15 protein-coding genes are annotated in these 14,536 nt (G+C 69.4%); 9 read left to right on the top strand and 6 right to left on the bottom strand.

Translation table 11 applies throughout. The features are described 5' to 3' along the window. Nucleotides 1–49 precede the first annotated feature (49 nt). The 5 genes from Aco04nite_RS44615 to Aco04nite_RS44595 all read left to right on the top strand — a co-directional run bounded on the left by Aco04nite_RS44615 (nucleotide 50) and on the right by Aco04nite_RS44595 (nucleotide 5,661). Nucleotides 50–967 carry a TIGR01777 family oxidoreductase gene (locus tag Aco04nite_RS44615; RefSeq protein WP_213003243.1) on the top strand — a complete coding sequence of 306 codons (918 nt, stop codon included), beginning with the start codon at nucleotides 50–52 and terminating at the stop codon, nucleotides 965–967. Between the two features lie 31 nt (nucleotides 968–998). After that, nucleotides 999–2,858, top strand: a complete 1,860-nt coding sequence (locus Aco04nite_RS44610) for a DUF6311 domain-containing protein (protein ID WP_308161731.1) — start codon at nucleotides 999–1,001, stop codon at nucleotides 2,856–2,858. Nucleotides 2,859–2,932: 74 nt separating this feature from the next. Beyond that, a complete protein-coding gene (locus tag Aco04nite_RS44605; protein ID WP_244876752.1) occupies nucleotides 2,933–4,837 on the top strand; it encodes a DUF6311 domain-containing protein in 1,905 nt (634 codons plus the stop codon). A gap of 33 nt (nucleotides 4,838–4,870) precedes the next feature. Continuing rightward, nucleotides 4,871–5,500, top strand: a complete 630-nt coding sequence (gene lipB / locus Aco04nite_RS44600) for a lipoyl(octanoyl) transferase LipB (RefSeq protein ID WP_213003242.1) — start codon at nucleotides 4,871–4,873, stop codon at nucleotides 5,498–5,500. Next, a complete protein-coding gene (locus Aco04nite_RS44595; protein ID WP_203834885.1) occupies nucleotides 5,497–5,661 on the top strand; it encodes a peptide ABC transporter substrate-binding protein in 165 nt (54 codons plus the stop codon). Before lipB ends, Aco04nite_RS44595 begins: the two co-directional genes overlap by 4 nt. A gap of 3 nt (nucleotides 5,662–5,664) precedes the next feature. On the opposite strand, the gene aspS is transcribed toward Aco04nite_RS44595, so the two are convergent. Beyond that, a complete protein-coding gene (gene aspS, locus Aco04nite_RS44590; protein ID WP_213003241.1) occupies nucleotides 5,665–6,921 on the bottom strand; it encodes an aspartate--tRNA(Asn) ligase in 1,257 nt (418 codons plus the stop codon). A 381-nt stretch (nucleotides 6,922–7,302) separates the two neighbouring features. Between aspS and lipA the strand changes: the two genes are divergently transcribed. Further along, nucleotides 7,303–8,199 carry a lipoyl synthase gene (gene lipA / locus Aco04nite_RS44585; RefSeq protein ID WP_203834950.1) on the top strand — a complete coding sequence of 299 codons (897 nt, stop codon included), beginning with the start codon at nucleotides 7,303–7,305 and terminating at the stop codon, nucleotides 8,197–8,199. Nucleotides 8,200–9,078: 879 nt separating this feature from the next. Here the strand turns inward: lipA and Aco04nite_RS44580 are convergent. Then, on the bottom strand, nucleotides 9,079–10,005 hold the full coding sequence (locus tag Aco04nite_RS44580) for an NADP-dependent oxidoreductase (RefSeq protein ID WP_213003240.1): 927 nt from the start codon (nucleotides 10,003–10,005) through the stop codon (nucleotides 9,079–9,081). 49 nt (nucleotides 10,006–10,054) lie between these two features. Between Aco04nite_RS44580 and Aco04nite_RS44575 the strand changes: the two genes are divergently transcribed. Then, nucleotides 10,055–10,444, top strand: a complete 390-nt coding sequence (locus Aco04nite_RS44575; RefSeq protein ID WP_213003239.1) for a winged helix-turn-helix transcriptional regulator — start codon at nucleotides 10,055–10,057, stop codon at nucleotides 10,442–10,444. Here Aco04nite_RS44575 and Aco04nite_RS44570 read toward each other — a convergent pair. Further along, entirely contained in the window at nucleotides 10,410–11,321 is a 912-nt protein-coding gene (locus Aco04nite_RS44570; RefSeq protein WP_213003238.1) for an AEC family transporter, read from the bottom strand. The genes Aco04nite_RS44575 and Aco04nite_RS44570 overlap by 35 nt on opposite strands. A gap of 75 nt (nucleotides 11,322–11,396) precedes the next feature. On the opposite strand from Aco04nite_RS44570, the gene Aco04nite_RS44565 reads away from it, so the two are divergent. Continuing rightward, complete coding sequence (locus tag Aco04nite_RS44565; RefSeq protein WP_213003237.1) at nucleotides 11,397–12,176, top strand: protein phosphatase 2C domain-containing protein; 780 nt, start codon at nucleotides 11,397–11,399, stop codon at nucleotides 12,174–12,176. Here the strand turns inward: Aco04nite_RS44565 and Aco04nite_RS44560 are convergent. Then, the gene (locus Aco04nite_RS44560; protein ID WP_213003236.1) at nucleotides 12,166–12,570 is read right to left on the bottom strand and encodes a nuclear transport factor 2 family protein; all 405 of its coding nucleotides are present in this window, start codon (nucleotides 12,568–12,570) and stop codon (nucleotides 12,166–12,168) included. The two genes, Aco04nite_RS44565 and Aco04nite_RS44560, sit on opposite strands and share 11 nt — an antisense overlap. 138 nt (nucleotides 12,571–12,708) lie before the next feature. On the opposite strand from Aco04nite_RS44560, the gene Aco04nite_RS44555 reads away from it, so the two are divergent. Beyond that, nucleotides 12,709–13,401 carry a DUF4191 domain-containing protein gene (locus tag Aco04nite_RS44555; protein WP_213003235.1) on the top strand — a complete coding sequence of 231 codons (693 nt, stop codon included), beginning with the start codon at nucleotides 12,709–12,711 and terminating at the stop codon, nucleotides 13,399–13,401. 93 nt (nucleotides 13,402–13,494) lie between these two features. On the opposite strand, the gene Aco04nite_RS44550 is transcribed toward Aco04nite_RS44555, so the two are convergent. Beyond that, nucleotides 13,495–13,869, bottom strand: a complete 375-nt coding sequence (locus Aco04nite_RS44550) for a DUF2255 family protein (RefSeq protein ID WP_213003234.1) — start codon at nucleotides 13,867–13,869, stop codon at nucleotides 13,495–13,497. A gap of 362 nt (nucleotides 13,870–14,231) precedes the next feature. After that, nucleotides 14,232–14,536 (bottom strand): hypothetical protein (locus tag Aco04nite_RS44545; protein WP_244876751.1); only part of this gene is annotated, 305 nt, incomplete at its 5' end.

Below are 14,536 nucleotides of genomic sequence, written 5' to 3'. Positions count from 1 at the left end.
GCCCCTTCTTCTGTTTTGCGGCACGGCAAAGACGGGAATGATGGTGACCATGCGGATCCTCATGGCCGGCGCGTCCGGGTTCCTCGGCACCCATCTCGCCGAGCGGCTGCGTTCCAGCGGTCACGACATCGTCCGGCTCGTCCGGCGCCCCACGAGCGGGCCCGACGAGGTGACCTGGCAGCCCTCCACCGGCCAGGTCGACCCGGCCTGCCTGGTCGCCGCCGACGCGGTGATCAACCTGGGCGGCGCCGGGGTCGGCGACAAGCGCTGGACGGCGAGCTACAAGAGCCAGATCCGCAGCAGCCGCGTCGACAGCACGGGCACGCTCGCCCACGCGATCCGCAAGCTCCCCGCCGAGGACCGGCCGAAGGTCCTGCTGCAGTCGTCGGCCGTCGGGTGGTACGGCGACACCGGCGACCGCGAGGTCACCGAGGAGGCCCCGGCGGGCAGCGGCTTCCTCTCCGACGTATGCCGGGTCTGGGAGGCTGCTGCCCGGCCCGCCGAGGACGCGGGCGTCCGGGTGGCCCTGATGCGCACCGGCCTGCCGCTCGACCAGCACGGCGGCCTGCTGAAGCCTCAGATGCCTCTCTTCAAGCTCGGCGGGGGTGCCAAGCTCGGCAGCGGCAAGCAGTGGGTGCCGTGGATCGCGCTGACCGACTGGCTCGACGCGGTGGAGTTCCTGCTCGAGCGGGACGACGTCACCGGCCCGGTCAACCTGGTCGGCCCCGCGCCCGCCACCAACGCCGAGTTCACCCGCACGCTGGGCAAGGTGCTGCACCGGCCGGCCCTGCTCCAGGTGCCCGGGATCGCGCTGCACGTCGCGCTCGGCGGGTTCGCCGACGAGGCGCTGCGCAGCCAGCGGGTGCTGCCGGGGGTGCTCGAACGCACCGGGTTCGCGTATTCCTATCCCACCCTGGAGGCGGCATTGCGTGCCGCCGTGGGGGAAGAAACGCCTGCCGTCGCCTGAGTTCACGGGAAGGCTTGCTAACGTCCGGCTGGTGTCCGTCGTAGAGGCAGCCCCGTCCGAGTCCGCCGAGCCGCCGGCCGTGTCCGGTGGTGCCCGCGCCCGTGCACGCCTGCGGTCGTGGCGCCCCAACCTGGTCATGGGCGTGGCGTCGCTGGTGCTGGCCGCGTACATGACGAATGGACTGTGGCGTGACCCCGCGACCAGCGCGATCGCGGAGAACAAGGGTGACCAGGCGTTCTTTGAATGGATCCTGGGTTACGGGGTCTACACGCTGAGCCACGGCGCCGACCCGTTCTACACGTGGATGATGAACGCGCCGCTGGGGGTCAACCTGGCGGCGAACACGTCGATCACCGTCTACACGGTCCTGTTCTCGCCGCTCACGTTCCTAGCCGGTCCGCAGGTCAGCTTTGTGGCGATCCTGACGCTGAACCTCGCGGGCTCCGCGTTCGCCTGGTGGCTGTTCCTGCGCCGCTATCTGGTCAGGAACCCCGCGGCGGCGGCGCTGGGCGGCATCTTCTGCGGCTTCGCGCCCGGCTTCGTCTCACACGCCAACGGCCATCTCAACTGGACGGCGGGCTGGGTCGCGCCGGTGGTGCTCTGGTGGGTGCTCAAGCTGCGGGAACCGGGCCACTGGATCAGGAACGGCGTCGTCCTGGGCGTACTCATCGCTGTCGGCTTCTCCATCGCCGCCGAGGGTCTCTTCTTCACGGCCCTCGCCAGCGGGGTCTTCCTGGCGGTCTGGTCACTGCTCCCGGCCACCCGGCAGGAGGCGCGGGCCGCCCTACCGACCGTGCTCGCCGGGCTGGTGACCGCAGCGGTGATCGCGCTCGGCCTGCTGATGTACCCGCTCTACATGCACTTCGACGGGCCACGCACCTTCACGGGTACGGGCTTCAACCAGTTCTACTACTCCGAGGGCCTGGCGGCGTACTTCGAATATCCGACCAGGTCGATCGCGGGTTCGCTCGGATGGGGCAACGACCTCGCACCGAACGCGACCGAGGAGACCTCGTACTTCGGCGCGCCCCTGATGGTCCTGGTCGTGGTGGCCTTCGTGACGCTGTGGCGGCGCGCGGAGGCGGGCCGGCGGTCCACCCTGGCCGCACTGATGACGGTCGGACTGGTCTTCTTCGTCCTCTCGCTCGGGCCCGAGCTGAAGATCTTCAAGCCGCTGACCGGCATCTGGCTGCCGTACCAGGCCCTGATGCATCTGCCGCTGTTCGACTCCGCCCTGCCCGCCCGGCTCGCGCTGGTGGTCGTCGGCGTGTTCGGCATCGTGCTCGCACTCACCGCCGACCGGCTGCTGAGCGAGCCGCTGCCATCGGTGACCTCGCACACCGTGTGGGCGGCCGGCTATGCCCTCGCGCTGCTCCCCCTCTTCCCGCTGCCCATCGTGACCGAGCACCGTGCGCCCGAGCCCGCGTTCATCGCCGACGGCATCTGGCGCGACTACGTGAGCGACAACGGGGTGCTGTCCACGCTGCCGTTCGCGACCACGGACATGGCGGACGGGCAGCGCTGGCAGGCGTACACAATGGCTCGGGCAGGTAAGCAGTTCCGCATCCCGGACGGTTATTTCCTCGGTCCGGGTGGCCCGGACGGCACCGGTCAGATCGGCGCGTCGGCCCGCAACACCGACTGGCTGTTCTTCCGCGCGGCCTTCTACGGATATGTGCAGCCGATCGACGACTTCGACCGCGAGCGCGCCCGCGAGGATTTCAGGTACTGGAACCTCGAAGCCGTCTTCCTGGCCGACGACATCACCGGTTCGCACTCGCAGCTGTACCGCTCGGCGGTGGAGATCACCGCCACTGACCTGCTCGGTCAGCCGGAGCGGGTCGGGGGTGTGCTGCTGTGGCGGATCCGGCCCGGTGTGGATCCCCAATAAGAAGAAAAAGTGAACTTGTTCCGCCGTGCCCGAACCGGCAGGTGAATCTTGCCCGGCACTGCTAACTTCTGCCGGTGGCCGTAGCACCCACCCTCTCCGAAGTCTCCGACGACGACTCCGCCGACATCGAAACGGTGGACTCCGAGCAGCCTCAGCGCCGTCGCCGGGCCTGGCCCCCGCACATCCTCGCCGTCCTGGCCTTCCTGGGCATGGGCTACTGGATCACGTCGGGGATCTGGGCCGATCCCGCCCGCCGCTCGGTGCTCTACAACGAGGGCGACCACAGCTTCTTCGAGTGGGTGCTCGGCTACGGCGTGCAGATCGTGGCGCACGGCGCCGACCCGTTCTGGACCGGCCTGATGAACGCGCCGATCGGGGTCAACCTCGCGGCCAACACGTCCATCACGGTCTACGCGGTGGCCTTCGCCCCGCTGACCTATCTGGCCGGTCCCCAGGTCACCTATGTGACGATCCTGATGCTCAACCTGGCCGGTGCGGGCATCGCCTGGTACGCGTTCCTGCTCCGCTTCGCCGTCAAGCACAAGGCGGCCGCGTTCATCGGCGCTGCCTTCTGCGGCTTCGCCCCCGGCTGGATCTCCCACGCCAACGGCCACCTCAACTGGACGGCAGCCTGGCTCCCGCCGGTGCTGCTCTGGTGGATGCTGCGGCTGCGCACACCGCGGCGCTGGCTGCTCAACGGGATCGTGCTCGGCCTGCTGATGGCCGCCGGCTTCTCCATCGCCCCGGAAATGCTCTTCGACCTCGTTCTCGCGGTCGTCATCTTCGTGCTCGTGTGGTCGCTGTCGCGCGACACCATGCCCCAGGTGCTCCGGGCAGCTCCCAGGGCGCTGCTCTCCCTCGTGATCGGTGCGGTCGTGGCGGGGGCGCTGCTCGCGTACCCGCTCTACATGCACTTCGCCGGTCCCGGCTCGTTCAAGGGCACCGGCTTCGACCAGAAGCGCTACGTCGAGGACGCCGCCGCCGGGCTGTTCTACCCCTTCCGCTCGCTGGCCGGGTTCTTCGGCATCCAGCGCGGCGACCTCGCGGCCAACCAGACCGAGGGCGCGTCGTTCTGGGGGTGGCCGCTGCTCGCGCTGATGGTCATCGCCACCGTCCTGCTCTGGTGGCGGGCCGGGCGCTCCCGCAAATCGACGATGCGCGCGCTGACCGTCGTCGGGCTGCTCTTCATGGTGCTGTCGTTCGGCCCGCGGCTGCACTGGTTCGCGAAGGAATATCACGACATCCCGCTGCTGTACGCCGTGGTGCGCGACTGGCCCATCTTCGACTCGGCACTGCCCGCCCGGTTCGCGCTGGTGACGACCGGGGTCATCGGCATCACCGTCGCGCTGCTCGCCGATCGCGTCTTCTCCCGCCGCTACCGCTCGTACGCGCGGGTCGTCTGGGGGGTCGCGTTCGTGGCGGCGCTCGTCCCGATCATCCCCACCCCGGTGCTGACCAGCGGGCGCGCCACCGAGCCGAAGTTCGTCGCCGACGGCACCTGGAAGAAATACGTGCCACGGAACGGCGTCATGTCAGCCCTGCCGTTCTCGTCACCGTCGGCGGCGGACGCCCAGCGGTGGCAGGCGTACACCATGTCCCGTCGTGGTGAGCAGTACCGCATCCCCGCCGGGTATTTCCTCGGCCCCGGCGGCCTCGCCGGCACGGGCCGGGCGGGCGCGCCGTCGCGGTGGACCGACCGGATGTTCCTGAAGGCCGCGCTGACCGGTTTCGTCGACGACATCGACAACTACGACCGCTCCCGGGTACGCGAGGACATGGCCTACTGGGGAGTCGAAGCCGTCTTCGTCCCCGACAAGCTCACGGGCACCGCGGGACCGTTGTTCCGCCAGTCACTGATCCGCACCACCACCGACCTGTTCGGGCCCGGCCAGCGCGTCCAGGACGTCCTGGTGTGGCGGATCCGCCCGGGCATCGACCCGCAGTCGATCCCGGGTGAAGGCCGCGACGGCCACGCCTGACGGGTCCGGTTCGTGCGGGGATAGGCTGGGACCGTGACGACTTCCACGCTTCAGGTCCTGCGTCCGGGCCTGGTCGATTATCGCGAGGCCTGGGACGAGCAGCGCCGGCTGCACGACGCCGTGGTGGCGGGCACCCAGCCCGACACGATCCTGCTGCTCGAACATCCCAGCGTGTTCACCGCCGGCAAGCGCACCGAGCCGCTGGACCGCCCGATGGACGGCACCCCCGTCGTCGACGTCGACCGCGGCGGCAAGATCACCTGGCACGGCCCGGGCCAGCTGGTCGGCTACCCGATCATCAAGCTCGCCGACCCGATCGACGTGGTCGCCTACGTGCGCCGCACCGAGCAGCTGCTCATCGACGTCTGCGCCGAGTTCGGCGTCGCCGCCGAGCGCGTCGAGGGCCGCAGCGGCGCCTGGGTCCGCGCCGACGACCGTGGCCCCGACCGCAAGGTCGCCGCGATCGGCATCCGCGTCGCCCGCGGCGTCACCCAGCACGGCTTCGCCATCAACGCCGACTGCGACCTGTCGAACTACGACCGCTTCGTCCCCTGCGGCATCCGCGACGCCGGCGTGACCTCGCTCTCGTGGGAGCTGGGCCGGCAGGTCACCGTCGCCGACGTCCTCCCGGTCGTCGAACGACACCTGCCGACCCTGCTGTGAAGCTCTACAACGAGCCGCGCGACAAACGCGTCTTCGTCCCCAAGAAGAGCGGCGGCGTGGCCCTCAACTTCGGCCACCCCGTCGCCTGGTGGATCCTCATCTGCATGACGATCATCCCGATCCTGATCGTCGCCGGCGTGACGATCGCCTACTTCGCGTAAGCATCAGGGCGTGACCCTGTGCAGGTCGCGCGGGAAGGCAGTTACTTCCCGTACGTTCGCCGCGCCCGTCAGCCGCGCCACGAACCGTTCCAGCCCGATCGCGAACCCACCGTGCGGCGGCATCCCGTACCTGAACCCGTCCAGATATCCGGCCAGCTTCTCCGGCGCGGGGGCCACCGCCAGGTAGTCCTCGTACCGGTGCAGCCGCTGCCCGCCGGTGACCAGCTCGAGGCCCCGGAACAGCAGGTCGAAGCTGTTGCTCCAGCGCGGGTCGGACGGCTGCGGATGCGTGTAGAACGGCCGCTTCGCCATCGGATAGCCGGTGACGAAGACGAACTCCGACCCGTGCTCCCGCACCGCCCACTCCCCCAGCGCCCGCTCGTGTGCCGGCGCGAGGTCGGGCTCGTCGGCAGGCGCACCGGCGATCCGCAGCGCCTCCTCGAAGTGCACCGCCGGGATCTCGGAGGGCACCGCCGGCACCGGGACCGCCGTACGTGACTCCACCGTCGCGACCATCCCGGCGATCACCGTGGTCAGCACCGCCATCACGTCGCGGTGGTCGGCGATGAACCCGAGCTCCGCGTCCAGCGACGTGTACTGCGCGAGGTGGCGCGCGGTGTCGTGCGGCTCGGCGCGGAACACCGGCCCCACCTCGTAGACCCGTTCGAAGACGCCGACCATGAGTTGCTTGTAGAACTGCGGTGACTGGGCGAGGTAGGCGGGCGACCCGAAGTAGTCGAGGGTGAAGACGTTCGCACCGGACTCGGTCGCCGTACCCACAATCTTGGGGGTGTGGATCTCGACGAACCGCTGCCGCTCGAGCGCCTCCCGGAAACCCGCGGCCGCTGCCGCCGAGACCCGCAGTGCCGTCGCACGCGACGGATGACGAAGGGCAAGGGCCGCATGGTCCAGCTGCGTCGCCATGGTCGCGCCGAGCTCGGGCCGATGCAGTTCAAATGGCTTGTGTACGCCCACAGCGCTGCTCAAAGCCCTGATCTGCGGCCCGGTCAGCTCGACCCCTGCCGGGGCTGCGGGGTTCGCGGTCACCTGAGCGGTGACCTCGACGACGGTCTCTTCGGTCAGCGCCTCGACCTGCTCGCGGACCGCGGGGTCGGTGATCACGACCTGGCTGAAGCCCGCGGCATCCCGGACGATCAGGAAGGCGACCGACTTGAGCAGGCGGCGGCGGTGGATCCACCCGGCGATCGTGACGGTCTGCTTCTCTTTGCCGGGGATCTCGGTGGAGAGGATGCGTTGCACGGCGTTTTCCTCCTCGTGGGTCTGCAACGCGGCCCCAGGGAGGTGTGGGCGAGCGGGATCCTCGCGGTGCCACCACACCTTTACGCCGGCTTGTCGGCCGGCGCCTCTTGTCGTGCTCGGCTCGGGAGTGTCTTCGCGTCCCGGCTCCGGGCCACCTCACAGCGAGCGGTGGCTCTCTCGGCCTTCACCAGGGCGTTACTTGGTTCCGTCAGTGCCTTGGCCAGGAGGTTAACAACGGGACGGGAGTCGTCGCGAGGGATTTATCGGCGGGACGTGAGCGCACTCACACTTCAGCTCACGTGAGCCTCGTCGCCCCTGCTCAAGTTGATCAAGCTTCCGGCGTAACCTCAAGTTGTGACTATTGCTCCCGAGGGCCGCCGCATGCTGCGCATCGAGGCGCGCAACGCCGAAACTCCCATCGAGCGGAAGCCGCCGTGGATCAAGGTCAAGGCCAAGATGGGCCCCGAATACACGCATATGCGCGGGCTCGTCCAGAAGGAAGGCCTGCACACGGTGTGCCAGGAAGCCGGCTGCCCCAACATCTACGAGTGCTGGGAAGACCGTGAGGCCACCTTCCTCATCGGCGGCGACCAGTGCACCCGGCGCTGCGACTTCTGCCAGATCGACACGGGCAAGCCGGCCGAGTTCGACGCCGACGAGCCCCGCCGCGTCGGCGAGTCCGTCGCCACCATGGGCCTCAAATACGCCACCGTCACCGGCGTCGCCCGCGACGACCTCCCCGACGGCGGCGCCTGGCTCTACGCCGAAACGGTCCGCCAGATCCACAAACTCCAGCCCGGCTGCGGCGTCGAGCTCCTCATCCCCGACTTCAACGCCGAGCCCGACCAGCTCGCCGAGGTCTTCGGCAGCACCCCCGAGGTCCTGGCCCACAACGTCGAAACGGTCCCGCGCATCTTCAAGCGCATCCGCCCCGGCTTCCGCTACGACCGCTCCCTCAACGTCATCACCCAGGCCCGAGCCGCCGGCCTCGTAACAAAGAGCAACCTCATCCTCGGCATGGGCGAAGAACGCGAAGAGGTCTCCCAAGCCCTCCGCGACCTCCACGCCGCCGGCTGCGAGCTCATCACCATCACCCAGTACCTCCGCCCCACCCCCCGCCACCACCCGGTCGAGCGCTGGGTCAAGCCGGAAGAGTTCGTCGAGCTGCGCGACGAGGCCGAGCAGATCGGCTTCGCCGGCGTCATGTCCGGCCCCCTCGTCCGCTCCTCCTACCGCGCCGGCCGCCTCTACCAGCAGGCCCTCGCCGCCCGCGGCTGACCTCTTCCTTCCCTCGGGCCCGGCCGGGTTCCACCGGCCGGCTCGGGGGTTCGGCGTGGTTCGCCTGACCCAGGTCGGCGCTCGATCACCCTCTCCCAACCGGACCCGAACCGGCTCAGCCCGGCTCAGCCCGGCTCAGCCCGGGTCCGGCTCAGCCCGGGTCCGGCTCAGCCCGGGTCCGGCTCAGCCCGGGTCCGGCTCAGCCCGAGTCGGGGTTCGGGTCGAGCCCCTGGTCACGGACGGAATGCGCCGGGTCTGCCAATCAGCCAGCATTCTCAGCGGCGGCGGTGACCACCCCGCCGACGCCGGTTGCACCCGCCGCCAGCTATATCTGCCGCGAGTTGTGCTCGCCTCCGGCTGCGACCGGCCCCCGGCTGCATCCCGGTCTAGCCGCATCCCGGTCTAGCCGCATCCCGGTCTGGCTGCATCATGCCGCAAGCCGCCCTGCGAAGTCTGGCTACACCTGCCACGAGCCGCACCTACCTCGGGCCGCATCTGCCAAGCCGCACTTACCGCAGTCGCACCCTCCGCATGCCCCACCTGCCGCAGGCCCACCTGCCGCAGGCCCACCTGCCGGACGCCTCACCCCACCGCAGGCCGCAGCACCGCAGGCCGCAGCACCGCAGTTCGCAGCACCGCAGGCCTCACCCAACCCCACCGCGGCCCCACCCACCCCAGCCCCAGCCCTCACCGCAGAGACCGGTCCAGCCATCGCTATGCCGCACCCACCGCAGCCCAAACCGCGCCCCACCGCAGGCACCGGCCCAGCCCTCGCTGGGCCGCACCCTCCCCAAGCCAGCCCCCACCTGCCCCAAACCGCACCCACCCGCAGGCCCTAACCCCCACCACCCCGCTAGGCCGCACCCCGCGTAGGCCGGCTCAGACGGTGAGGACGAGCTTGCCCTGTAGGTGACCGGCGTCCAGCAGCCGATGCGCGTCGGCGATACGCTCGAACGGGAACGTCTCCTGCACGTGGACCCGAAGTTTGCCCTGTTCGACGAGGTTGACGAGACCACGCAGGCCGGCCGGATCCGGGTCGACGGCGATGCCGCTGAAGCGCATGCCGGCCGCCTCGAACGTGGCGATGAGCTCAGGGTCGTCCTCGGCGACCGCCGTCACCAGGTGCCCACCCGGGCGGAGCACGCCGAGCGACCGCTCGACGGTGTCCCCGCCGATAGTGTCGAGCACGACGTCAACGTCCCGGACCACCTCGGCGAAGTCGGCCGTCGTGTAGTCGATAATTTCGTCGGCGCCGAGCTCCTCGACGAAATTCCGCTTATGACGGGCGGCGGTCGTGATCACGTACGCGCCGAGTGCTTTGGCGATCTGGATGGCGACGTGGCCGACGCCGCCGCCACCGCCGTGGATCAGGACGCGGTCGCCCGCGGTCACACCGGCGAGGTCGACGAGGCCCTGCCAGGCGGTCAGGCCGACGATCGGCAACGCGGCAGCTTCGACGTGCGGGAGTGACGCCGGTTTGCGTACCAGATGCAATGCCGGAACTGCCACGAGCTCGGCGTAGGCATTGGCCGCCCGGGGGAACAGCGACATCCCGAACACCTCGTCGCCGGGCCTGAACCGCCAGGTCAGCGCGTCTTCGACCACGCCACTGACGTCCCAGCCGAGAATGAACGGTGGCTTGCCGAGCAGCGGGAACTCACCGGCGCGCAGTCGCGCCTCCAGCGGGTTCAGCCCGATCGCCCTGACCCGGACGAGGACCTCGGTCGGCAGCGGGCGGGGCTCGGGCGCGTCCATGATGGTGAGTACCTCGGGGCCGCCGTGCTCGTGCTGCGTGATGATCTGCATGGCGTCACGCTAGATTTTGCAATGGGAACCACCGGGTACCTTTGGCGCCGTGCGAGGTTCCAGTGAGGGCTTTCTGGCAGACTGCCCGGCGCGTCTGACGGTCGAGCTGATCGCCGACAAATGGACGGCGGTCGTGCTCTACGGCCTGAGCAACGGCCCGGTGCGCCACGGCGAGCTGGCCGAGCTGATCGGCGGCATCTCCCGCAAGGTGCTCACCCAGACCCTCCGCCGGCTCCAGTCGCACGGCCTGGTCCACCGCCATGCGTACGCCGAGGTGCCGCCCCGCGTGGAATACGAGCTCACCCCGCTCGGCGCGACGCTGATCGACCCGATCCACATGCTGACCGAATGGGCGCGGACAAACGGCGAAGCGGTCCTCGACGCCCTTGATGTCGCCGAGCCCGTCACCGAGCAAAAACGACCGCGAGCAGCAGCATGACCGGGACACAGCAGATCGTCGAGAGCAGGATCGTGTCGCGGATGAGAATGAGCCCGGCATTGAACCGCTGGGCATGCAAAAAGACGTTCTGCGCCGTGGGCAGCGCCGCAAGAACCGTGACGGCGTAGGTCTCGTCGCGGCTCAGGCCGACTGCGACAGCCAGCAGAAATGCGGCCAACGGCATGGCCACGGTCTTGAGCACCACCGCGACGATCGTGGCGAACCGTTCGGGACCGGGTCCAAGAACGCGCGTACCCGACAGAGACATTCCAAAGGTGATGAGTACGACCGGTACGGCAGCCTGCCCAATGGTGTCGATCGGGTCCGCGATCACGGCGGGCAGCGATATCCCGGTCACCGAAACCACCATGCCGAGCAACACGGCGACGATCAGCGGATTCCGCAACGGTCCCGCCACCGCTGCCCGCCACGACGCATGCCCCGTCGTCACCACCTCGAGCAGCGCCAGAGTAACCGGAGCCAGGAACAAGAGCTGCAACATGACGATGGGTACGACCAGAGTGGCATCGCCCAGCACATAGGTCGCCACCGGAATGCCGATGTAGTTCGCGTTGGTGTACCCACTGGCCATCGCCCCGAGAATGGTGGCGCCGCGATCCAGCCGCCGCACCACCACGGCGAAGAGCCCGAAGCACACGAACGCGGCGGCGGTAGAGATGATCAGTGGTTCGCTGAACAGCAGATGCAGGTCAGCCGTCGCCACCCCAGTGAAGAGCAGGCACGGCGCGAGCACCAGATAGACCAGCCGCCCGAACACGGCCTCGGCGTTCTCCGGCAGCCCCGCCCAGCGCCGGACAGCCCACCCGGCCAGCACAATGGCCCCGATGAGCGCGAACCCCGAGAAGGCCATGATCATGGATCCCCGATGATAGGCCCCGGGTACGTCGCGGCGTAACCATCATGGAGGGGCCCGGACGGTATGCGAGTGTCAATGGCGAGTGCGACGGCCCGGCCCGGACGCGTCAACGAGGACTTCACCGGTGCGGTGCCGGGCGCGGCGGTTCTGATCGACGGCGCCGGCATCCCGGGCGCTGAATCCGTCTGCCGGCACGGGGTTTCCTGGTACGCCACCCGGCTGGGCGGCACCCTGCTCGGGCTCCTGGCTCTCGCGCGGGACCAGCCCCTGCGAGCGGTGCTGGCGGACGCCATCGAGCAGGTGACCTCTGAGCATCGGCACTCCTGCGACGTCACCGATCCCATCAGCCCGTCGGCGTCCGTGGCCGTCGTGCGCGTGTCCGAAGACCTCGCCGAATACCTGGTCCTCGGCGACTCGTACGCGGTCCTCGATCGGGCGCACGGCACCCCACTCGTGATCACCGACCGGCGCGAGGTGACGATCAGTCGTGCGTACCAGGCAAAGCTTGAGACCGTGCCCGAAGGCAGCGCCGACCATCACCGGATCCTGCGGGACTTGCGCGCCAACCGGAACCAACCGGGTGGGTTCTGGCTGGCCAAGGATGATCCGGGCGCGGCGGACGAGGCAATCACCGGCAGCTCGCCCGTCAGGGGCCTGCGCGGCGTCGCCCTGCTCAGCAACGGAGCCAGCCGCATCGTGGACCGTTTCGGGCAGGCTTCCTGGGAGGAGATGATGGCCGTCCTGCGTTCGTCCGGCCCCCTCGAGGTGATCGCCCGGGTCCGCCGGGCGGAGGCTCGCGACGGGACGACGCCGGACGACGCCACCGTCACCCACTGTTCCGATCTCAGGCTCTGAGGATGTCCCGGCCCGGCATCGGCTCGGCGAGCGCTGCCCGCCACGCGGGTGCGCCGAACGGGTCGGCGAAGTACTGGGTCTCGTGCGTCACCTGGGACCCGGCGAACTCCATGAGGCTCACCGAACGGGTGGGCACACCGTCGTACGTGATGATGCACTCGCTGACCCAGAAGGCGTCGCTGCCCGAGATGCGGAGCACGGTGAAGTGCCGGTCGGCCGGGTGCCCGCCACGTTGCGCGAGGATCGTTGCGCGACCCCGGAAACGTTCCCCCGACTGGGGATAGTCGAGGATCGCGTTCTCGGCATAGATGGCGTGCTCCGCCTCGGCCTCCCCGAGCTCCGACGCGCGCCAGTGCTCCTCGATCGCCGCTCTGATCCGAGCCTGCGAATCCATCAGGTCGTTCCTTTCACAGACGGAAGTGCCCCGGGTACGAATGGCACGTTACCCAGGCTCCCACCGTTCGGAAGGCCGGCGGAGAGGAGCGGGGTCCTGCCCCGCTACGGCACCACGGCGACCCTTACACTTTCGGGTATGGCAAAGCCCCCGGAGAAGGTGTCGTTTTTCGAACGCCTGAAGCAGATCGGTCAGGTATTCGCATTTACGGCAAAGCAGGACAAGTGGTTCGTGCCACTGCTGGTCGCGGCGGTGCTGCTCCCGCTCGCGGTGGCCGTGCTGCTCCTGCTGCTGGGCCTGGGCTGGATCTACATCCCGATCGGCATCATGGTGGCGCTGCTCGCCGCCCTGATCGTGCTCAACCTCCGGTCGAACGCGGCCATGATGAACGCCGCCGAGGGTCAGGCCGGCGCCGCGGCCTCGATCGTCGAGAACCTGCGCGGTGACTGGCGGGTCCGCCCCGCCGCGAGCTCGACCACCCAGTTCGACATGATCCACATCGTGATCGGGCGCCCCGGCGTGATCCTGCTCGGCGAGGGGCAGCCGCAGCGCGTCCGCTCCCTGATGGGCCAGGAGAAGCGCCGCCTCTCCAAGGTCATCGGCAGCGCCCCGATGTACGACTTCCTGATCGGCACCGAAGAGGGTGAGCTCCCGATCCGCAAGCTGCGCACGACGATGATGCGGCTGCCCCGCAACCTCACGGGCAAGGACGTCAACGCCCTCGACAAGCGTCTCGGCGCGCTGTTCGCCCGCCCGCAGATGCCCAAGGGCGCCATCCCGAAGAACATGCGCCCCTCGAAGGGCATGGGCCGCCAGCAGCGACCCCGCTGATACCGGGTCGGTCCGTCCGGCGCGTCCTCTGCAGGGTAGTTCCATCGCGGCGCCGACACCTCGTCGAGCGTCGCGATCTGCTGTGCGCCGAGGTCACACCGGTATCAGCCTGACGGTCACCGGCACGGCTTGCGGGCCCACGACGGTATTCACGATCTTGGCGCCGTACCTGTCATATTTGAGGTGGTAGGCCTTGTCGATGTCCTCGTGGACACCGGGGCCGGCCTCGCCGAACGTCACGTCGCGTTCGACCCCACCGGCCTGGACGCGGCCGGCGCCGCTCGCCATCGCCCGCCGGAACCACGGGTTGTCCGAGCCATAGGCCGACCGGACATAAAGATCATCACCAGACCGCACCACCCAGATGATGACGTACGGCCGGAGCGTCCCGTCCGCACGCCGCGACGCGATCCTGAGTTCGTCCGCGTCACCGATCGCGGTCAGTTCCCCGGAGCTCCAAGTCATCATTCAAACCCCTTCCCACGGCACGTTAACCTTCATGCATGAAGCACACGGAGTGGGTGGTGTTCCTCTCGGTCGAAGGCGACGTCTCCTGGCAGGACAAGCGGGCCTGGGAGCGCTGACTGCGCGGCTGGGGCATCGACTGGGACCCCTTCCGCCAAGGCGAGGTCCGCATCGACCGCTACCAGGGCCGCACCCCCGACGGCCGCGCCCGATGCTCATGGCACTGGACCGTCGCACAATCGGCCCTCGACCGCCTGGGCATCGGACCCCCTACGCCCCCTCGGTAAACGCCCCCGCAGACAGCGCCCTCTCGGTAGGCGCCCCCGCAGACAGCGCCCCTCGGTAGGCGCCCCCTCGGATCGCCCCTACTCCGATTGCCCCTTTTCGGTGAGCTCGGCCGGGACCTCGGGGGCGACGCCCTGACTGCCCGCGGCGGCGAGCCGGCGCAGTTCGTCAGCCGCGTCAGGGCTGCCCGCGGCGGCGAGCCGACGCAATACGTCCAGGTCGCCGCGCACACCGGCCAGCTCAACGAGCGAGGCGATCGCGTCCGGCTCCCCGTCCGCGCCCTTGATCCGCAGCCCGGCCAAGTCCGCACTCCCAGCCGCAGCACCCTCAGCCCTGGCGCCCTCAGCCCTGGCGTTCCCAACCGTGGGGTTCTCAGCCCTGGGGT

It is taken from the genome of Winogradskya consettensis, from assembly GCF_018332715.1.
Taxonomy (GTDB): domain Bacteria; phylum Actinomycetota; class Actinomycetes; order Mycobacteriales; family Micromonosporaceae; genus Actinoplanes; species Actinoplanes consettensis.
Note: the sequence above shows the minus strand (reverse complement) of the source record. Positions and strands in the feature narration are given on the sequence as shown.